Origin of the sequence: Pseudomonas sp. NPDC087697 (assembly GCF_044743155.1) — a bacterium.
Classification (GTDB): Bacteria; Pseudomonadota; Gammaproteobacteria; order Pseudomonadales; family Pseudomonadaceae; genus Aquipseudomonas.
Window position 1 is genome coordinate 16,881 of record NZ_JBIUVW010000026.1, and the last position, 20,339, is coordinate 37,219.

At 60.3% G+C, this 20,339-nt stretch carries 19 protein-coding genes and 1 pseudogene; 6 read left to right on the forward strand and 14 right to left on the reverse strand.

The genetic code is table 11. The features are described 5' to 3' along the window. Positions 1–158 precede the first annotated feature (158 nt). The 13 genes and pseudogenes from urtA to cbiE all read right to left on the reverse strand — a co-directional run bounded on the left by urtA (position 159) and on the right by cbiE (position 13,366). Positions 159–1,424, reverse strand: coding sequence for an urea ABC transporter substrate-binding protein (gene urtA, locus ACIPIN_RS17880; RefSeq protein ID WP_401120605.1), 1,266 nt, complete (start codon positions 1,422–1,424; stop codon positions 159–161). Between the two features lie 328 nt (positions 1,425–1,752). Beyond that, on the reverse strand, positions 1,753–2,763 hold the full coding sequence (locus ACIPIN_RS17885; RefSeq protein WP_401120606.1) for a FecCD family ABC transporter permease: 1,011 nt from the start codon (positions 2,761–2,763) through the stop codon (positions 1,753–1,755). Then, the gene (locus tag ACIPIN_RS17890) at positions 2,760–3,719 is read right to left on the reverse strand and encodes an ABC transporter substrate-binding protein (RefSeq protein ID WP_401120608.1); all 960 of its coding nucleotides are present in this window, start codon (positions 3,717–3,719) and stop codon (positions 2,760–2,762) included. The genes ACIPIN_RS17885 and ACIPIN_RS17890 overlap by 4 nt, the downstream gene beginning before the upstream one ends. Before the next feature lies 1 nt (position 3,720). Then, positions 3,721–4,503: pseudogene (locus tag ACIPIN_RS17895) on the reverse strand (ABC transporter ATP-binding protein); the annotation flags it as partial. Between the two features lie 78 nt (positions 4,504–4,581). Next, positions 4,582–5,964, reverse strand: coding sequence for a PepSY-associated TM helix domain-containing protein (locus ACIPIN_RS17900; protein ID WP_401120609.1), 1,383 nt, complete (start codon positions 5,962–5,964; stop codon positions 4,582–4,584). Between the two features lie 211 nt (positions 5,965–6,175). Continuing rightward, on the reverse strand, positions 6,176–8,305 hold the full coding sequence (locus tag ACIPIN_RS17905; RefSeq protein ID WP_401120611.1) for a TonB-dependent copper receptor: 2,130 nt from the start codon (positions 8,303–8,305) through the stop codon (positions 6,176–6,178). A 91-nt stretch (positions 8,306–8,396) separates the two neighbouring features. Next, positions 8,397–8,816: a DUF2946 domain-containing protein gene (locus ACIPIN_RS17910; protein WP_401120613.1), complete on the reverse strand. Its 420-nt coding sequence runs from the start codon at positions 8,814–8,816 to the stop codon at positions 8,397–8,399. A gap of 54 nt (positions 8,817–8,870) precedes the next feature. After that, entirely contained in the window at positions 8,871–9,350 is a 480-nt protein-coding gene (locus tag ACIPIN_RS17915) for a copper chaperone PCu(A)C (protein WP_401120614.1), read from the reverse strand. 47 nt (positions 9,351–9,397) lie between these two features. Further along, positions 9,398–9,799: a DUF2946 domain-containing protein gene (locus tag ACIPIN_RS17920; RefSeq protein WP_401120616.1), complete on the reverse strand. Its 402-nt coding sequence runs from the start codon at positions 9,797–9,799 to the stop codon at positions 9,398–9,400. 38 nt (positions 9,800–9,837) lie between these two features. Then, the gene (locus ACIPIN_RS17925; RefSeq protein WP_401120618.1) at positions 9,838–10,251 is read right to left on the reverse strand and encodes a DNA-binding protein; all 414 of its coding nucleotides are present in this window, start codon (positions 10,249–10,251) and stop codon (positions 9,838–9,840) included. A gap of 94 nt (positions 10,252–10,345) precedes the next feature. After that, a complete protein-coding gene (locus ACIPIN_RS17930) occupies positions 10,346–11,068 on the reverse strand; it encodes a cobalt-precorrin-6A reductase (protein WP_401120619.1) in 723 nt (240 codons plus the stop codon). Next, positions 11,065–12,162 (reverse strand): cobalt-precorrin-5B (C(1))-methyltransferase, encoded by a 1,098-nt coding sequence (locus ACIPIN_RS17935; RefSeq protein ID WP_401120620.1) that lies wholly within the window; start codon positions 12,160–12,162, stop codon positions 11,065–11,067. Before ACIPIN_RS17935 ends, ACIPIN_RS17930 begins: the two co-directional genes overlap by 4 nt. Further along, positions 12,155–13,366: a precorrin-6y C5,15-methyltransferase (decarboxylating) subunit CbiE gene (gene cbiE / locus ACIPIN_RS17940; protein WP_401120621.1), complete on the reverse strand. Its 1,212-nt coding sequence runs from the start codon at positions 13,364–13,366 to the stop codon at positions 12,155–12,157. Before cbiE ends, ACIPIN_RS17935 begins: the two co-directional genes overlap by 8 nt. 131 nt (positions 13,367–13,497) lie before the next feature. Between cbiE and cobG the strand changes: the two genes are divergently transcribed. The 6 genes from cobG to ACIPIN_RS17970 all read left to right on the forward strand — a co-directional run bounded on the left by cobG (position 13,498) and on the right by ACIPIN_RS17970 (position 19,609). Then, positions 13,498–14,799, forward strand: coding sequence for a precorrin-3B synthase (gene cobG, locus ACIPIN_RS17945; protein ID WP_401120622.1), 1,302 nt, complete (start codon positions 13,498–13,500; stop codon positions 14,797–14,799). Then, entirely contained in the window at positions 14,799–15,425 is a 627-nt protein-coding gene (locus ACIPIN_RS17950) for a precorrin-8X methylmutase (RefSeq protein WP_401120624.1), read from the forward strand. The genes cobG and ACIPIN_RS17950 overlap by 1 nt, the downstream gene beginning before the upstream one ends. Beyond that, positions 15,425–16,156, forward strand: a complete 732-nt coding sequence (locus ACIPIN_RS17955) for a precorrin-2 C(20)-methyltransferase (RefSeq protein WP_054598226.1) — start codon at positions 15,425–15,427, stop codon at positions 16,154–16,156. Before ACIPIN_RS17950 ends, ACIPIN_RS17955 begins: the two co-directional genes overlap by 1 nt. Next, positions 16,156–17,856: a precorrin-3B C(17)-methyltransferase gene (cobJ, locus tag ACIPIN_RS17960; RefSeq protein ID WP_401120626.1), complete on the forward strand. Its 1,701-nt coding sequence runs from the start codon at positions 16,156–16,158 to the stop codon at positions 17,854–17,856. Before ACIPIN_RS17955 ends, cobJ begins: the two co-directional genes overlap by 1 nt. 234 nt (positions 17,857–18,090) lie before the next feature. Then, entirely contained in the window at positions 18,091–18,903 is an 813-nt protein-coding gene (locus ACIPIN_RS17965; protein ID WP_401120627.1) for a hypothetical protein, read from the forward strand. 61 nt (positions 18,904–18,964) lie between these two features. After that, entirely contained in the window at positions 18,965–19,609 is a 645-nt protein-coding gene (locus tag ACIPIN_RS17970) for a hypothetical protein (protein WP_401120629.1), read from the forward strand. A gap of 100 nt (positions 19,610–19,709) precedes the next feature. On the opposite strand, the gene ACIPIN_RS17975 is transcribed toward ACIPIN_RS17970, so the two are convergent. Next, positions 19,710–20,306 carry a MarC family protein gene (locus ACIPIN_RS17975; protein ID WP_123423697.1) on the reverse strand — a complete coding sequence of 199 codons (597 nt, stop codon included), beginning with the start codon at positions 20,304–20,306 and terminating at the stop codon, positions 19,710–19,712. Between the last annotated feature and the right edge of the window lie 33 nt (positions 20,307–20,339).

Consider the following 20,339-nt stretch of genomic DNA (forward strand, 5'->3'; position numbering starts at 1 on the left):
TTGGCCTTGCGCGGACTAGTGTGGGAGCGGGCTTGCTCGCGAAGAGGCCAGCACATTCAACATCAACGTTGGCTGACAGACCGCTTTCGCGAGCAAGCTCGCTCCCACAGGAGTTGTGTCGGCCCCGAACGTGGTGTTCAAGACCGGCATCCAGTGGCTTAGTTGCTCTTCACCGCATACTCCGGCTTCTTGTCGTTACCCGGTATGAACGGGCTCCACGGCTGGGCGCGGATCGGGCCTTCGGTCTGCCATACCACGTTGAACTGACCGTCGGCCTGGATCTCGCCGATCATCACCGGCTTGTGCAGGTGGTGGTTGGTCTTGTCCATGGTCAGGGTGTAGCCCGACGGCGCAGCGAAGGTCTGGCCAGCCAAGGCTTCGCGGACCTTGTCGACATCGGTGGATTTGGCTTTTTCTGCGGCCTGCGCCCACATATGAATGCCGACGTAAGTAGCTTCCATCGGATCGTTGGTCACGGCTTTATCCGCGCCCGGCAGGTTGTGTTTCTTGGCGTAGGCTTTCCAGTCGGCGACGAACTTCTGGTTCACCGGGTTCTCCACCGATTCGAAGTAGTTCCACGCGGCGAGGTTGCCCACCAGCGGTTTGGTGTCGATGCCACGCAGTTCCTCTTCGCCCACCGAGAACGCCACGACCGGAACGTCGGTGGCTTTCAGGCCCTGGTTGGCCAGTTCTTTATAGAACGGCACGTTGGAGTCGCCGTTGACCGTGGAAATGACCGCAGTCTTGCCGCCGGCCGAGAATTTTTTGATGTTGGCGACGATGGTTTGATAGTCGCTGTGACCGAAGGGGGTGTAGACCTCTTCGATGTCCTTGTCGGCCACGCCTTTGGAGTGCAGGAACGAACGCAGGATTTTGTTGGTGGTGCGCGGGTAGACGTAGTCGGTGCCGAGCAGGAAGTAGCGCTTGGCGCTGCCGCCTTCTTCGCTCATCAGGTACTCCACTGCTGGGATCGCCTGCTGGTTCGGCGCGGCGCCGGTGTAGAAGACGTTCGGCGACATTTCTTCGCCTTCATACTGCACCGGGTAGAACAGCAGACCGTTGAGCTCTTCGAACACTGGCAATACCGATTTACGCGACACCGAGGTCCAGCAACCGAACACCACCGCGACCTTGTCCTGAGTCAGCAACTGCCGGCCCTTTTCCGCGAACAGCGGCCAGTTCGACGCCGGGTCGACCACCACCGGTTCGAGCATCTTGCCGTTGACCCCGCCCTTGGCGTTGATCTCGTCGATGGTCATCAGCGCCATGTCTTTAAGCGAGGTTTCGGAGATCGCCATGGTCCCTGACAACGAATGCAGGATCCCGACCTTGATGGTCTCGGCGGCCTGGATACTCCAGGTCATGCCCATCGCGGCAATGCCTGCCGATAGTGTGAAAGCCTTGATCAAGCTACGACGCTTCATTGTGCGATCTCCATGAACGTATGAATTTTCTTGGTGGGCAGATGCGGACTACTGAAGGGTCTTTAGCAAGGGCTGTGCCCGGTCGGAGAAAGGTAAGGAAATGTCGTGTTAGAGCGGTTGCGCCGGCAGGTGGCGCACCATGAAGGGACGTGTCTGGCGTGTTGGTGCGCGAAGGTGCGCCACATTAGGGCGCTGAGTAGTTCGGGGTTACCCCAATCAACTGTGGGAGCGAGCTTGCTCGCGATAGCGGCGGCACATTCAACATCGATGTTGCCTGACTCACCGTCATCGCGAGCAAGCCCGCTCCCACATTTGATAGTGGTGGGGTTTAGCGGCGGCGCATCAGGCCAATGAAAAACAGGCCGCCGATGGCGGCGGTGGCCACACCAATCGGTAAGTCCTCTGGGGCAATCAAGGTCCGGGCGGCAACATCGACCCACACCAGAAACACACTCCCCAGCAGCACGCACACCGGCAGCAAGCGCCGGTGTTCCGCACCCACCAGACGCCGGGCAATATGCGGCACCATCAGTCCGACAAAACCGATCGAACCGCTGATGGACACCAATACTCCGGTCATCAGCGAGGCAATCAGAAACACCCGCAAGCGCACGCTGCGGGCATTCAGGCCCAGGGTCACAGCGGTTTGTTCGCCGGCCATCAAGGCGTTCAGTGGCCGAGCCATGCCGAGCAGCAACACCAGCCCGAGCAGCACACTGGCGGCCGGCACTGCCAGCAGTTCCCAGCGCGCCAGCCCGAGGCCGCCGAGCATCCAGAACATCACCGCAGAACTGGCCCGGTGATCGCCGAGAAACAGCAGCAGATTAGCGATCGCCATCATCACGAAGGACACTGCCACGCCGCACAGCAGCAGCCGATCACTGTCCAGTCGACCGTTGCGGTTGGCGATCACCAGGACGATCAGCATGCTCAACAACGCACCGATAAACGCGGCAATCGGCAACGTCAGCAAACCGACGATCTCGCCCACATGCAGCACCACAATTACCGCGCCTAACGTCGCGCCGGAAGTGACCCCGAGCAAATGCGGGTCAGCCAGTGGATTGCGCGTCACCGCTTGCAGCACCGCGCCGATCAGCGCCAACCCGGCGCCCACCAAGGCACCGAGCAACATGCGCGGCACGCGGATCAGCCAGACGATATGTTCCTGCCCAGCACTCCAGTTCACCTCGCCAGCACCGAATATCTTGTGCAGCAGAATCTGCCAGACCACGTCCACTGGCACCCTTGCTGCGCCAAAGCCCAGCGACACCACACACGACACCAGCAACAGTGCACCAAGACCGCTGAGCAGCCAGGCATAGCGACGATTGATCATTCGCCGTGGAAACCCTTGGCCAGGGTTTCAACCGCCAGCACGTTGTCGATCCCCGGCGTAGCCTGCACATACGGGATGACAATGAAGCGCTGGTTCTTGATCGCGTCTACCGATTGCAGGGCCTTGTTGTTCAGTAGAAATTGCTCCTTCTGCTCGGCGCTGACTTCGCCGTAGTCGACGATCACGATCACCTGCGGGTTGCGCTCGACCACGTTTTCCCAGTTGACCCGGGTCCAGCTCGCGTCGACGTCATCGAGAATATTGCGCCCACCCGCGGCGTCGATCAGCGCTTGTGGCATGCCCAGACGACCCGAGGTCATGGCCCGGTCTTCACCGCTGTCGTAGAGGAACACGCGTGGTTTTTCCGTTGGCAGGTCTTTGCGAACCTCGGCCACTTGCGCCTGCATGTCGCTGATCAACCGGTTGGCGCGATCCTGTACGTCGAAGATCTTTCCGAGGTTGCGCAGGTCGTTGTAGGTGTCATCGAGGCTGGCTGCCGGGCGCTTCATCACGAAGGCGCAGGACTCGCTCAGTTCATAGACGTTGATCCCCAGCGGGCCAAGGGTTTGCGGGGTCAGGTCACCGCCGATGCGCATGCCGTAATCCCAACCGGCGAAGAAGAAATCGACGTTGGCGTTGAGCAGGGTTTCCACCGATGGGTACTTCGCCGCGAGTTCCGGCAGACCATCGAGAATGCTCTGCATCTCGGGCGTCACGGCTTTCCAGCCACTGATGCCGCTGTAGCCGACCATCCGTGGTTTGAGGCCGAGGGCGAGCATCATCTGAGTCATGTTGATGTCGTGACTGAGGGCGTGTTTCGGCGCTTGCTTGAAGGTCACTTCACGGTTGCAGCTCTGAATCGTCAACGGGTAATGGGTCGCTTCGGCGAACGCCTGGGCGCTGCCCAGCAGCAGGGCGATGGACAGGCTGGAGCGGAGCAGGGTGCGCAAGGTCATGTTGGGTTATCCAGGTAATTCGGGGGTAGCCGGACAGCGGATGTTCATCAATCAGCGCTTCGACGCCGAACACCTCACGCAGCAGCGTGGTGGTCAGCACTTCTTTTGGCGTGCCGCTGGCGACAATGCGTCCGTGGTTGATCACGTACAGCCGATCGCAGAACGCAGCGGCCAGGTTGAGGTCGTGGATGCTCGCCAGGGTGCCGATCTGCAAGCGTTTGACCAGTTGCAGCAGTTCAAGCTGATAGCGTGGGTCGAGGTGGTTGGTCGGCTCATCGAGGATCAGCAATTGCGGTTGTTGAGTCAGGGCGCGGGCAAGAATGACGCGTTGTTTTTCGCCACCCGAGAGCGTCGCAAAGGCGTGATCTTCAAAACCTTTGAGGCCCACCGATTCCAGCGCCTGCTCGGCGATCCGACGGTCTTCCAGGGTGTCGCCATCGAACAGGCCTTTGTGCGGCGTGCGGCCCATGGCGACCACTTCGTCGACCGTCAGGCCGAAGGCATCGGGAAACTCCTGCAACACCACCGCAATACGTTGAGCGCACCAGCGCGACGACTGCTTCCAGACGTTGTGATGGGCAAGATGCACCTCGCCGGATTCCGGTTTGCTGAACCGGTAGGCACAGCGCAGCAGGCTGGTCTTGCCGCTGCCGTTGGGCCCGATCAAACCGACGAACTCACCGGCGGCCACGTGCAGGCTGGCCTCACGCAGCTGGAACTGGTGATGACAATGGCCATGGCCCAGCGGTGTCCAGGCGAGATGGGTGAGGTTCAGCGAGGTCATTGCGCACTCGTTCGGCGGGTGTTTGCAGCGGGCCGACATTGTAAGGTCAACCGCGCTGCTATAGGCATCTCGCTGTATTCAGGATGAAGATGAGGCCGATTCAGGCTGGCGGTTCAAGCGCGACAGCAGCACCCGATCCAGAACCCATACCACAATCAACGAAGCGCCCACCAACGGGAATATCACCGCCAATGCGAGGATGATGACCACCCCGGTTTTCCAGGTCGGCAGGTCATGGCGCAACGGCGGAACACCGAGCTTGCCCTGGGGGCGGCGCTTCCACCAGATCACCACACCGCTGATGGCGCTGAGCAGGATCATCAGGCAGATCAGCAACACGACGATCTGGTTGAACGGCCCGAACAGCTTGCCTTCGTGCAGCATCACGCCCATCTCCGTGGCGCGAGCGACGTTGCCGTATTGCTGCCAGCGCACGTCGGCGAGGACTTCGCCGCTGTACTGGTCGACATGCAGGGTGGCGTCGTTACGCGGATCATCGGCGAACACGGCGATGGTGAACACGCCGCTGGCGGTGGTCGGGAAGGTGATGCTGTAACCGGGCTCGACCTGGCGTTGAACGGCAATGTCCTGCACGTCTTGCAGGCTGATAGTCGGCGCGGCCGGGGCAGTGCTGCCGCCGTTGTGAGCCATGTGTTCGGCGTGGTCACCGGACATCGGCATCGGGGTGTTTTCCATGGCCCAGGGCACGGTCTGGCGGGTCGCCGTGTTGAGGCTGCGGGCCTCTTGGTCGGACTTGGGCACGTTATCCCACATGGCCGCCGGGAAGCGGTTCCAGACTTCGGCGTATTGCTTGCCCCAGAAACCGGTCCAGGTCATGCCACTGAGCAGCATCACCAGCAGAAACGCCGCGCCCCAGAACCCGGTCACGGCGTGCAGGTCACGCCAGAGCACACGTCCGCGGCTGCTGAATCGCGGCCACAAGATCCCCGCACCGGTTCTTCCGCGTGGCCACCACAGGAATACCCCGGAAACCACCAGCACAACGCCCCAGCCAGCAGCGAGCTCGACCAGCCGATCACCGACGGTGCCGATCATCAATTCGCCGTGAATGGCTCGGGCGATGGCTTGCAGGTTTTTCTTCGCATCCTGCTCGCCAAGGACATCAGCGTGATACGGGTCGATGAAGACGTTGAGCTCGCTGCCCGCGTTTTGAACGACAAACTGCGCACTGCGCTCGGCATTGACCGGTGGCAGGTACTGCTTGATCCGGCCCTGTGGATAAGCCTCTTTGACACGCCGCAGCAGTTCGTCGGCACTGAGCGTGTGATGGCCGGCCGGCACATTGAGCAGGCTGCCATACATCAGTGGGTCGAGTTGCGGTTTGAACAGGTAAACGATGCCGGTCAGGGCCAGCATCACCATGAATGGCGCAACGAACAGCCCGGCATAAAAATGCCAGCGCCAGGCCAGGTTGTAGAAGGACACTTTAGGTTGGCTCATTGGGAGCGCTCCGCTTGGCAATGATTCTGTAATTGTTCGAGTGGTGCCTCGTTCCCGTAGCAGCTGGCGCAGCCTGCGTTCGGCCGCGTAGCGGTCGTAATCCACACGATGCGATCCATCTGGATAACCGCATTTTGAGGTTTTACGACTGCTGCGCAGCCGAACGCAGGCTGCGCCAGCTGCTACGGGTATGGCGTCCTTGCCAGGTGTTTTAGAAGCTCATATCGACCTTGGTCCAGAACGTGCGCCCTGGTTCGTTGATCGCTTGCGGGTCATTGGCCGGGTAGCCGAACCCGGCGTTGCCGGCCAGGTTCAAGTGCTCGGCGTAAGCCTTGCCAAACAGGTTGTCGACGCCCGTACTGACCTTCCAGTGCTTGTCGATCCGGTAGGCACCGTTGAGCGAGAACACGCCGAAGCCCGAGCTTTTGTCGTAGTCCTTGCCGACCACGTTGCCCTTGTTCTGGTCGATGCGGTTCTGGGCGGCGACCACTCGCCACAAGGCGCCGGCGCTCCAGTTGTCTTCGCTGTAGGTCAGGCCGAAACGCGCATCCAGCGGCGGCATTTGTGGCAACGCAGTGCCGTTGCTGGTGTCTTTGCCCCAGGCGTAGGCCAGGGTCGCATCGGCTTTCCAGTTGGAGGTGAGGTTGTAGGCTGCGCCGAGTTCGCCACCCATGATTCGTGCGTTGATGTTTTCGGCCCGTGAGGTCATGCCCCTCATGCCGGGGGTGTAATCGAACAGGATGTAGTCGTGTACTTCGCCGACATAACCCGAGACCCAGGCTTCGAGGTCCTGGATTTTGTATTGCAGGCCGACATCGAGCTGAGTGGTTTTCTCAGGCTTGATCGAATCGAAGGCGTTGAGCGAACCGGCAGGGCCGGATTTTGGCGAGAACAGCTCCCAGTAATCCGGGAAACGTTCGGTGTGGCCGAGACCTGCGTAGAGCGTGGTCGGGCTGTCCGCCAGGTCATGCTCATAGCGCATGAAACCGCTCGGCAGAGTGTCGGCGCGGGTCGTGTCGGCGGTCGGATTTGGTCGGCTCATCATCCCGGAGCCAATGGTCTGGCGAAAATCCCTGGCCGAGGCACGGTCCAGTCGCGCACCGCTGATCAGGCGATCACGGTCGGCGGCGTACCAGGTCAGCTCGCCGAAGACCCCGTAGTTATGGAAGTCCGCATCCTTGTTGCGCGGTACGTCTTTATAGGTGTCGATGCCCATGGCGGCACGCTGACGGTGTTCGTTGGTCTGCGCATCGATGCCGCTGATCAACTGCACATCGGCCCAGCGCCAGGTGGCCTTGATCCGCGCGCCCAGGGTGCGGCGGTCGACGTTGGAGGCCATCGGGCCGGACATCATTCCGGTGCCGGACGGCGTGCGCAGGGTGTAGTTGTCCATCACGTGGTCGGCGTAGTTGTAGTAGACCTGCGCCTCGAGTTTTTCCAGCACTTCGCCGAGGTTCGACTTCTCGAAACGCAGGCCCAGGCTTTCGCGTTTGAACTGCGAGCCGTCCATGCCGCGCCCGGCAGAACGTGCCTCACCGTCGCCCTTGCCGGCGGTCAGTTCCAGCAGCGTATCGGCGTCCGGCGTCCAGCCCAGAGCGACATCGCCGTTCCATTTGTCATAGCGCGACGGCACGGTGTCGTTGTTGCCGTCATGGTAATCGTCAGAGTGGGCGGTGTTGCCGATCACTCGCACGTAACCCAACGGGCCACCGGCAGCGGCATCGACAAGTTTGTCAAAACGCCCGTTGGAGCCGCCCAGCACGCTGGCGTTCACTCGGGTACCAAGCTCGCCGAAGCTTTCCGGCTCACGGTCGAAGAGGATCGTGCCAGCCGAAGCACCGGGACCCCAGAGTACGGTTTGCGGGCCTTTGATTACGGTCAGCTTGTCGTAGGTTTCCGGTGAGATGTAGGAGGTCGGGGCGTCCATGCGGCCGGGGCAGGCACCGAGGATCATGCCGCCGTTGGTGAGGATGTTCAGTCGTGAGCCGAACATGCCGCGCAGCACCGGATCGCCGTTGGTGCCGCCATTGCGGACCAGCGCGAAGCCGGGAATGGTCTTCAGATAGTCGCCACCGTCGCTGGCCGGCACCGGTTGGCGCGGGTCCTTGGGGTTGGTAACGATGGTCAGCGGTGAGCTTGGGGCGATGGCAGTGATCACCGTCGGGCTCAGCTCTTCGGTGTGCTGGCTGTGATCAACCGGTTGCTCGGCGGCGATGGCCAGCGGGGCGAGCAGTGCGCCGCATAGTACGGTGGTAGCCTGTTTGAAACGGGCACGTGGTGCGTTCAGGGCGAAGAATGCCTGAGCAGCGCTCAAGCGTGTGTCAGCAGAAAACCTGGACATAAAGGTTCCATCAATCAGTCGTCAACAACACGGCCAGCAGCCTGCGGCTGTCGTTCTTTACAGTCGGCCGTATGAGTAGGGGTGTGGGTGTTTACGCGACGATGGGCGGGGCGCGGGTGCGGGCGCCGGGGAAGACCGTTTGCCGGGCATGGCCCAGGCGAGGGGAGGGACTGATGAAGCTGTGGGCGGATGGTGTGTCGAAGGTGGCGAACGACAGGCTGCCGGGCAGTGCGGGGCAGTTGAAGAGCAGGCTGCAATAGCCGCACTTTTCCCAGAGCGCGTGATGGTCGGGTTTGGGGGCGCAGTGTTCGGCAGCAGGTTGCGCGCCATGCTCGGCATGGGCGTTCGCCGACATGTCCATGCTCATGTCCATCGACATGTTCATGGGCATTGGCATGCGTTGATCCATCGGCATCGACTGAGAAATCAGTGGGCCGATAAAGATCATCAACATGGCGAACAGGCTGATCCAGCTGCCGCGCGTAACCTTCAACGAGGTGTTACGCGGCACTGATCGCCTGACGCTGAGCGAGCGCCGTGCGTTCACAGGTGGTTCAGGCTGTGATTACTGGGCGTGCTTGTGCTCTTCGGTGCCGGCGGGCGGTTGTTTTTGCACCGCGACCTCAACGGTCACGTCGCCGGATTTTTCGAAATGCAGGGTCAGCGGGAAGTGCTTGCCGTCGTTCAGCAGACTGCGATCTTTGAGCTCCAGCAGCATCACGTGATAAGCCATCGGCGCGAACGTGATGTTGCCACCGGCCGGAATCTCGACGCTCGGCACTTGCTGCATTTTCATCAGGTCATTTTGCTTCACATGCTCGTGCAACTCGGCAATACCTGCGATCGGCGAAGCAACGCTGAGCAAGCGATCGGCGGTTTTACCGTTGTTGTGAATCATGAAATAGGCGGCAACCGTTGGCGCGTTGGGCGGTAGCTCTTGCGACCAAGGGTGTGCGATTTCCAGTTCGCCGGCTTTGTATTCGTGGGCATTGGCAAAGCACGCGGGCAGCAGCAAGGCAGCCAGAACGATGAGTTTCTTCAACATGGCAGTTCTCCAGAACGATTAAACACGCAGATCAATTGCGACGGTAATCAGACTAGAGGAGAGGCCCGGGGATTGAGGCTGGGCCATTGCTGCCGTGGCGTGGGGATGTCGAGGGTCGGTGCAGGTCGGTTTCGATTGGCCTCGAAACGCGCGAAATACAACTGCGGGACATGGCCCGGCAATGCCACCAGAGGCGCCGAGCCTGAGCAGCACCAGCAATGCTGCATGTTCGAGTGATCGTCGCTCGAAGGGGCTTTTTGCTCAAACTTGCCGAGCGAAATCGCCACCAGCTTCGTCCCGCTGGACGAGCAGAAACTACCCCACAACAACTGCTCGGCTGGCGACTGATTGGCCGCCTTGGCCATCGCGCCGGACATCGGCATGGCGAGCATGTTGAACAGCACTGCGAAGCAGGCGATCCAGGCAAATGCTAGCCGTTGTCGGGACATGGGTCATATCCGGTTGGGTGGGTGATCAAGCCGGGTATTTAGCCTGATCGGGAACCATAAGTAAAAAACCGCCGTGCGGTGTGGTGTCGCAGCGCCTTGATCAACAGGTGCAAAATGCGGTGAGCGAGTTCCGGTTCACCGTTTCGAAAGAGTGTAGCGGCTTCGTTTTGTAATGCCCGGGCGAATTCCGGGTCTCGGCTGATTCGAGCAATGATTGTATGAAAGACGTTTCGGCTGTAAGCCATTATCGACACTTGATCGGTTGCGTGTCTGTCTGCGGAAGTCGCGGGTGGAAGGACTTGAACTCGGCTTATATCTGATAGGGCTTTGCGGAAAAGCTCGCCATCGCCGCTATCTTCTTCAATGCAGGCTTGAAGATAGGCGGCAATTTCTCCAGGGCTTTGAATAAAGTCTGCGGGATCGAAACGGGTAAATGTAATTGCCATTTTCATTCTCAGCGCGGTTTATGCCGAGAACCATAAGCTTGAGCAGGAAAATGAAACAGTCGGCTTGTTCCTGAGATGTTGTCCGTAAAGTCGTACAGTTTTATCCGAGTGTATTCAGCGCCTCCAACACCTCAACCACACTCCCAAACTCCCGCTCAACCCCCGGCAACACCGGCCGCTTGAGGATCAACACCGGTACCCCGCGTTCGCGGGCCACTTCAAGCTTGGGCTCGGTGGCGCTGCTGCCGCTGTTTTTGCTGATCAGTACATCGATCTGCCGACGTTCAAACAGTGCGCGTTCGTCTTCGATGAAAAACGGTCCGCGTGCACCGATCACTTCGCAGCGTTCGTTGCCGGGATAAACCTCCAGCGCGCGTAAGGTCCAGAACTGCTCGGGCGGGATTTCATCCAGGTGCTGCAACGGCTCGCGGCCCAAGGTGAACAGTGGGCGCTTGAACGGTTTCAGCGCGTCGATCAGCTCGGCCCAGTCGCTGACTTCGCGCCAGTCATCCCCAGCCTGTGCTTGCCACGCCGGGCGGCGTAGTGCCCAGCACGGGATGCCGCTTTGTTGCGCGGCGATGGCGGCGTTCTGGCTGATTTGCGCGGCGTAGGGGTGGGTGGCGTCGAGCAACAGATCAATGCCTTGATCCTTGATGAATTGCGTCAGGCCTTCAGCGCCGCCATAGCCACCGACTCGCACCTGGCAGTTCAGGTCGGTCGGCACGCGACCCACGCCCGCAAGGCTGTAGATATGTTGCGGGCCGAGGGTGCGGGCAATCGCCAAGGCTTCGGTGACGCCACCGAGCAGCAACAGACGTTTCATTGAAAAGCTCCGGCATGACCGACGATGCCACCTTGGCGATCGATGGCAAACACCTCGACCTGAACCTGCTTGGGCACCACGCTGCGGGCAAAATCCAGCGCGTGCTGACACACCGCTTCGCCGAGGGCGATACCGGCGGCGCTGGCCATGGCCAAGGCTTGCTGGCTGGTGTTGGCCTCGCGAATGCCTTGCTGCAATACCTCGTCTGCGCCAACGGCCGCTGCCCATTCGGCCAGTTGCGGCAGGTCGATGCTGGAGTGGCGACTGTGCAAGTCCATATGTCCGGCGGCGAGTTTGCTGATTTTGCCAAATCCGCCGCACAGGCTGAGTTTATCCACAGGCACTTTGCGCAGGTGTTTGAGCACCGCGCCGACGAAGTCGCCCATTTCGATCAGGGCGATTTCCGGCAAGTCGTAAACCCGGCGCATGGTGTCTTCGCTGGCGTTGCCGGTGCAGGCGGCGATGTGCAGGTAACCGTTGGTTTTGGCGACGTCGATGCCCTGGTGGATTGAGGCGATGTAGGCCGCGCAAGAGAACGGCCGAACGATGCCGCTGGTGCCGAGGATCGACAGCCCGCCAAGAATGCCCAATCGCGGGTTCATGGTTTTTAGCGCCAGGGCCTCGCCGTCCTCGACGTTGACCGTCACCTCAAAACCGCCGCTGTAATGGAACTCCTGCGCAAGCAATAGCAGATGGTCGGTGATCATCTTGCGTGGCACCGGGTTGATCGCCGGTTCGCCGACACTCAGTACCAGCCCCGGACGCGTGACGGTACCAACTCCTTTGCCGGCGCTGAAATGAATACCGGGTTCGCTCATCAAGCGCACCTGACAGTAGAGCAATGCACCGTGGGTCACGTCCGGGTCGTCGCCGGCATCTTTAATCGTTCCGGCTTCGGCGCCATCGGCAGTGAGTCGGCAAAACTCCAGACGCATCTGCACCTGTTTACCTTTGGGCAGGACGATGTGCACTGCGTCGCTGCTCACACCGCCGAGCAGCAGGCGCGCGGCGGCGAGGCTGGTCGCGGTGGCGCAGCTGCCGGTGGTCAGGCCGCTGCGCAGCGGGGCGGGTTGTTCGGCGGTTTCGTCACGCATCGAAGGGTTTAACCACGTCCAGCAAAGTAATGGGCAGTGCCTGGCGCCAGGTGTCGAACTCTCCCAGCGGCTGCGCCTGAGCGATATGAATCCGCGTCAGCTCGCCACCGTGTTGTTCGCGCCAGGCCATCAAGGTCATTTCGCTTTGCAGAGTGACTGCGTTGGCGATCAGTCGGCCACCGGGTTTGAGCTGCGCCCAACATGTGTCGAGCACACCGTCACGCGTCACGCCGCCACCGATGAAGATCGCATCGGGCCGCTCAAGGCCGGCCAAGGCGTGCGGCGCACTGCCTCGAATCAATTGCAGGCCGGGAACACCGAGGGTGTCGCGGTTATGTTCGATCAGTTGCTGACGACCAGCATCGGCTTCGATGGCCAGCGTGCGGCAACTCGGATGCGTACGCATCCACTCGATGCCGATCGAACCTGAGCCTGCGCCAACATCCCACAAAAGCTCACCGGGCACCGGCGCGAGACGGGCAAGAGTGATGGCGCGCACATCACGCTTGGTCAGTTGGCCGTCGTGCTTGAAGGCTGCGTCTGGCAAGCCCGCCAGACGCGACAGGCGCGGAGTATCGGGTTCGGCGAGGCACTCGATGGCGACCAGATTGAGATCGGCAATGGCCGGGTCGGTCCAGTAGCTGGCGAGGCCTTCGACACGTCGTTCGCTCTCGCCGCCCAAGTGTTCCAGCACGGTCATCCGGCTCCGCCCGAAACCGCGTTCACGCAGTAGCGCGGCAATCGCGGCAGGGCTGTGTCCGTCGTTGCTCAAGACCAGCAAGCGAGCTCCGCTGAACAGCTGAGCGTTCAGCGCTGCGACTGGCCGGGCGACTACCGACAGCGTGACGACTTCTTGCAATGGCCAGCCCATCCGCGCTGCCGCCAGTGAGCAGGAGGAAGGTGCCGGGATAATCAGCATCTCGTGGCTCGGCACCTGCCGAGCCAGGCTGGCGCCCACGCCGAACAGCATAGGATCGCCGCTGGCCAGCACACAGATCGGCTCACCGCGTTGCGCCAGTACCGGCTCAAGGGAAAATGGACTCGGCCAAAGCTGCCGTTCGCCACGGATGCATACGGGCAGCAGATCCAGTTGCCGTTGGCTACCGAAAATCCGTGAAGCACCCAGCAGCGCGCGTCGAGCGTTCTTGCCCAGCCCCTTGAAGCCGTCTTCACCGATGCCTACCACTGTCAGCCAGGGGGCCATTTATATTCCTCAAACTGGGTGTTCCGACGGGCAGGCTTTTCATGCCGTCAGACAAAGCAGGCATAATACCGCGCCTTCGCCCGCGAAGTGCTTCTACCTCTTAGCCGGTCGCCCCCTTGAACGAACGTCAGATGCACACCGCCTTACGCCCCTCGGCCTGTCCGGGGTTGCTGCGTATTGTCCAGGCATCGGACGGCGGCATCTGCCGGATCAAGTTGAATGGCGGGTCGATCAGCACTGCCCAGGCGGTGGCCGTGGCCGAGGCCGCAGAGTGTTATGCCGGTGGGGTGATCGAAGCGACCAACCGCGCCAATCTGCAGATTCGCGGGATCGGCAGCGAGCACCGGCCATTGATCGACAGTCTGCTGGCAGCCGGGTTGGGTCCAAAGACTGCGGCTGGCGATGATGTGCGCAACCTGATGCTCAGCCCTGGCGCCGGCATCGATCGGCACATGCTGTTCGACACTCGCCCGCTGGCCGGGCAGATCCTCGCCTCCTTGCAAAGCCACGAACGTTTTCACGAGCTGTCGGCCAAGTTTGCCGTGCAACTGGATGGCGGCGAGGCGCTGGCGATGCTCGAACATCCTCACGACCTCTGGTTGAGTGCCGTTGAGCGCAACGGTGAGCCATTGCTGGCCTTCGGTCTGGCGGGTTGCCCCACGGACACGCCGGCAGGGGCGGTATTGCGCAATGACGGTCACGCCTTGGTTGTCGCGGTGCTGGAACTGTTTCTCGATCTGGCACGGCCGGATCAGACCCGCATGCGGCATGTGCTGGCCGAGCGTTCGCTGGAGTCGGTGTTGCAGGCTCTGGCCGAGCGCGTGTCGCTGATCCCGATCAACGACTGGCAACGTGCCGAGTCGCGGCCAGGGTTGCACATAGGCACTTATCCACAGCGTCAGGAAGGCCGGGTTTATGTCGGCGCTGTCCCGCCTCTGGGACGCCTGGATTCTTCGATGCTTAAAGGCGCGGCGCGTCTGGCCGAGGAGTTCGGTGACGCCAGCCTGCGTTTCACTCCTTGGCAAAGCCTGCTGCTGCCGAACATTCGCCATCAGGATGCCCCGGCGCTCAGTGAGCGATTGCAGGCCCTGGGGTTTCTGCTGTGCGCCGATCAAGCCTTGACCCATCTGGTGGCCTGCACCGGTTCCGCCGGGTGCGCAAAAGGTTTGGCGGATACCAAGGGCGATGCCCTGCACCTGGCGACATTGCTTCAAGGCCAGGCTGGCCGACCGCAGGTTCACCTGTCTGGCTGCCCGCGTTCCTGCGCCGCCGCGCACATCGCGCCGGTCACCCTGCTGGCGGTCAGCCCCGGTCATTACGACCTCCATTTTCGCGATGCAGGGCAGCCGGGTTTTGGCGCCCTGCAAGCACGCAACCTCACTATTGAAGCGGCCGGCGCATTGCTCGATGCCTGCCCACGGAGCCCCCCTTGATGCTTGATTACATCCGCGACGGTCAGGAGATCTATCGCAACTCCTTCGCGATCATTCGCGCCGAGGCCAACCTCGACCGGATCCCGGCCGATCTGGAAAAACTCGCAGTACGGGTGATCCACGCCTGCGGCATGGTCGATGCCATCGATGGCCTGCAATTTTCCGACGGTGCGGGCAAGGCCGGGCGCGATGCGCTGGCTGCCGGTGCGCCGATTCTGTGTGATGCGCGAATGGTCTCCGAAGGCGTGACCCGTGCACGCTTGCCGGCCAACAATCCGGTGATTTGCACCTTGCGCGATGAGAGCGTTCCGGACCTGGCCCGCGAATTGGGCAACACCCGTTCGGCGGCTGCGTTGGAGCTTTGGCGCCCACACCTGGAAGGCAGCGTGGTGGTGATCGGCAACGCCCCGACCGCACTGTTCTACTTGCTGGAAATGCTCGATGCCGGCGCGCCAAAACCGGCGTTGATTCTCGGCTTCCCGGTGGGCTTCGTCGGCGCCGCCGAATCCAAGGCGATGCTCGCGGCTGACAGCCGTGGCGTGCCGTTTGTGATCATGCAAGGCCGGCTGGGCGGCAGCGCCATGGCAGCCGCAGCGGTCAATGCCCTCGCCACGGAGATTGAATGATGCAGCAACCTGGACGTTTGATCGGCCTTGGCGTCGGCCCCGGTGATCCGGAACTGATTACCGTCAAAGCCTTGCGCCTGCTGCGCGAGTCTCCAGTGGTGGCGTACTTCGTCGCCAAGGGCAAAAAAGGCAATGCGTTCGGTATCATCGAAGCGCACTTGCAGGACGCGCAGACTCTGCTGCCGCTGGTCTACCCGGTGACCACCGAGACCTTGGCACCGCCGCTGTCCTACGAGCAAGTGATCAGCGACTTCTATGACGCGGCCGGCGAACAGCTCGCTGCGCATCTGGATGCCGGGCGTGACGTGGCGGTGATCTGCGAAGGTGATCCGTTCTTCTACGGCTCTTATATGTACTTGCACGATCGTCTGGCCGAACGTTACGAAGCTGAAGTTGTGCCGGGTGTCTGCTCGATGCTTGGCGGTGCCTCGGTGCTCGGTGCGCCACTGGTGTATCGCAATCAGAGCCTGTCGGTGCTGTCCGGCGTGTTGCCCCACGAAGAACTCAAACGTCGTTTGGCCGATGCCGACGCGGCAGTCGTCATGAAGCTGGGGCGTAACTTTCCCAAGGTTCGTCAGGTGCTGGAAGAACTCGGTCTGGCAGAGCGTGCGTTGTACGTTGAGCGCGCAACCATGGCCAATCAGAAAATCGTGCCGCTGGATCAGGTCGAGCCGATGTCCTCGCCGTACTTTTCGTTGATCATCGTTCCCGGTGAAAGGTGGCAAGGCTGATGACCCGTCCAGTTCCGGCGATTGTCATTCTTGGCAATGGCAGCCTCGCTACCGCGCGCAAAATCCAACAGTTGTATCCGGACGCTTTGATCCACGGTCTGGCCGAACGGGTCGAAGGCGCGGACCGCGTTTATCACGAGTTTGGCGCGACGCTGCGCCAGCTCTATCAACACGACACGCCGATCATTGCCTTGTGCGCAGCCGGTATTGTCATTCGGACCCTGGCGCCATTGCTTTTGGAAAAAGGCGCAGAGCCGCCGGTGCTGGCCGTTGCCGAAGATGGCAGCGCCGTCGTGCCGTTGCTCGGTGGTCTGGGCGGGGTGAACGTGCTGGCTCGCGAGATCGCGGATGGCCTGGGCGTGGCTGCGGCCATCACCACCAGCGGTGAGTTGCGCTTCGGCACATGCTTGCTTAACCCTCCGAGTGGTTATGCGTTGGGCGATCTGGAACTGGGCAAGCGCTTTGTTTCGGACTTGCTGGCCGGTCAAAGCGTGCGTATCGAAGGTGCCGCCCCGTGGCTTGCCCAAGCGCAGTTGCCGCAGGATCCGCAGGCGCATTTGGCCATTCATGTAGGCAGCAACGAACGCGAGCCTGCGGCCAATGAGTTGTTGATCTACCCGCAAAATGTGCTGGTCGCGGTGAGCGCCGACGTTGCAGATTTGCCGAACGCTCTACGCGATGCATTGCACCAAGCGAAAATTGCTGTGCAATCGGTGGCGTGCTTGTTGGCCAGCGATCAGCAAATGGCCAGCCCGGTGTTGCGTGAAGCAGCACTCGAGCTCGGTGTGCCACTGCGTTTTGCGGCGGCTGGCTGTGTAGCTGAACTGGCAGAAAACGCTGTCGGGCAATCCGTGTGCATCCATGCAAGCAACGGGATCGCCATCGCGGTCGCCGAGCAGCCGCTGGACCCATTGCAGATCGGTCGTCCTCGTGGCCGTTTGGCCGTCATTGGCCTAGGCCCTGGCGCTGCGGAACTGATGGTGCCGGCGGTCAAGGCGGAGCTGGCTCGTGCCAACGACGTGCTCGGCTACGAAACCTACGTGCGCATGGCCGGGCCGTTCCGCGCCGATCAGGTGCTGCACTGCACCGACAACCGCGAAGAAATGCAGCGCGCGCGTCACGCGTTCGAACTGGCGGCGCAAGGGCGTTCGGTCGTGGTGGTGTCATCCGGAGATCCGGGCGTGTTCGCCATGGCGGCAGCGGTGCTGGAAGCGTTGCATGAATCCAGCGATTCGAGCTGGCACAGCGTCGATCTGGAAATCCTGCCGGGGGTCTCCGCTTCATTGGCGACCGCCGCCCAAGCGGGCGCACCGTTGGGGCATGACTTCTGCGTGATGTCGCTGTCGGACAACCTGAAACCCTGGGCGATCATCGAGAAGCGTTTGGACCTCGCGGCACAAGCCGACCTGGCCTTGGCCTTTTACAACCCGATCTCGCGTTCGCGGCCGTGGCAATTGGGCCGTGCGCTGGAAATCGTCGCCCAGCACCGTACGCCGGAAACACCGGTGGTGCTGGGGCGGGATATTGGTCGTCCGGGGCAGACGTTGCGCGTGACCACGCTGGGGCAACTGACACCGGAACAGGTCGATATGCGCACCATGGTGCTGATCGGTTCGTCCACCACTTGTGTGTTCCCTCGTGCCGAGGGTGGTGAGTGGGTTTATACACCGCGTTGGTATCCAACCAAGCCGGCCTCCTGAATAGCGGCGACCTCACACCGAGGTCGCTTGCGTTTTAATAATGATTTTCGCAACTAACGCCGCCAATAAGCGGCGCGCTTTTGTGTGCGCGGGTTATGGTTTGCTGTTGGAGTTGTTTTGGGTTGGTAACTATTGGAATAAGTTATTTATGCGAATGGGTTTGACGGTTTAAGTTGAGTGTCTTAGTTTTGTTTTTACCGCATGGAGCGGTGATTATTTGCTAAGGAAATTTATATGAAAAACGAAATAATTAGTATTGTCGCGGATCTCCCTTTCGATGAGGCTGTACAGGATAAATACTTTGAGCGAATCGAGGCTCAGCTAACTGAGGTTTCCGCGCGTCCCCGACTCAAGGCGTTTGCCAAGAGCGGCGGTATTTTGGCTAATCGTGCTGCGCAGGAAATTGATGCGTCGGTCGTCGGTCCGTCCCTTATGGTATTTGAGGCGCGGCTTAGCGAAGATGATAAGCAGGATGCGCTGGATAGCCAGTCTTTTGCCGAAGCCGTCGTCAGAAAGTTGCCTGCCGAAACCTCGCAGGAACAGCAATACATGGCCTATAACGAAGCCTTGTCGGCGATTGGCTGGGTCACCGAAAGCTACACGTATAAAAAGTATGACTCCAAAAAGCTGACGCTGACGATGAACGATGCATTGTTGCAAGTGCTTGAGACCGTCATCAGCGCGGGCTCTGGAAATGTGTTGAGCCTGGTTGTGGCGGGCTTCGACAAGCTCAAGGGCGATAAAGAAGCGCTGAAGATCGTAGACGCCGGAAGCAAGGAAAGTTCGGTTGTCAGCTTCAAGGCAGTTCCTTGTATCGTTGCTCCTGGTGGTGGCATGGCAATGGTCATGGGCGGCCTGGATGTGTTCAGCAAGGACTACGATGGCGACTTTCTGTTTTTTACTTTCAAGACGGAGGGAGTTCATCTTTTTCAGGCGGCAGGTATTCGAAAGTTTAATAAGCGTGTGTTTGATCGAAAACGCCAGCAGGTTTATAACTACATTGATCAGTTTGGCGATGATCTGTTTAAGAAACTTACAGGGCAGTAAGGTCGTAAGAGGCTTTCAAAAGAATGTTGGTTTATTTAGCGTAGATGAACAAGGTGTCAATATGTCAGAGCTTGCTGATGCTGTAGTAGTGGGTGGCTGCTTATTGTCCTTTGCATCCGAAGTTTGCCCGCAGGACCAACAGGATGTACAGGACTGCTTGCTGTATGCAGAACTGGCGGCGAATGATAAGTACCCAGGGCAAGTATCAAAGAAAGTCTGGTTCGATTATTACCAGGGCCGGTTGTTAAAGGCAGGTTTCACACTGAAGGCTATCGTCCCCTCTGAACCGCTGAGGGTGTCGAATGTTAATCAACTGTTGAGCATCAGCCATACGATTATTGGTCGTTTGGGGTCTGAACGTTTAGGTCAGCTTATTGAGGAAACCTACGGGGCCTTGAAACTGGACGAGTTTGCCTGGAACTTCTTTCGTGGCAACATCGCGCACGGTGGTTCGGGCATTCTCAAGTTTGCGCCTTGCGAGCGCCTTGCGAGCGCCTTGACTCCGGCGACGTGGTCGTCTGCCTGTATGGTTTGCGCTATAGCACCACAGTGTTTGAGGAAGACTTCTTTTTTTGGAGTGAATTTGACAAAGAAGTGCTCGTCGTCCCGGATGGCGGCGTTTTTGCTTTCAATCGGGAGGTGTTTGAAAGCTACCGAGAGCGGGTCCACGAAAAAATTGACGCTTACTCAGACAAGATCCTGGTAAGGAAACTGAAGCTCTGAGCCGTTTGGTTTGATCAACATTGGCAAGGCCTTGTGCTTTAACGACAAGGCCTTGTTTTTCGATAGGGCGATCTTGCGACGAACTAAGGCACCAGATACCCCTTCACTCCGGTAAAGATAATCTGCGCCGCCAACGCACACACAAACAACCCCATCAACCGGCTGACAATCTGCAGACCCTGATCGCCGAGGATCCGTTCGATGCGGTTGGACAGGTACAGCACCACGCCGACGGTCAGGCTGGCCATGGCAATACTGAGGATGGCGGTGAGTTTGTCGTCCCAGTGCGGTTGGCTGACGCCCATCACCAGCAAGGCCCCGATGGTGCCGGGGCCGACGGTGAGCGGAATGGTCAGCGGGACGATGGTCACGTCCTGCTGCACGTTGTCGGTCTGGATCGCCGACTTGCCCTGCGCCATGCCTAATGCCGAGATGAACAGCACGCTGCCGGCGCCAATGCGGAACGCGTCTACGGTGATACCGAACACGCTGAAAATTACTCGCCCGAACAAATACAACAGGACGCTGGAGACCAGGGTCGCGAGGGCGACATTCCAGGCCAGGCGCCGCCGTTCCTTGTTGGAGTAGCCACGGGTCAGGCTGATGAAGCAGGACAACACGAAGAATGGGCTGTAGAGCACCAGCATCTTCAGGTAAACGCTGAACAACACGTGGAGCATGGGGCAAGCTCACTGGCGAGGGAAGTCGAGGTG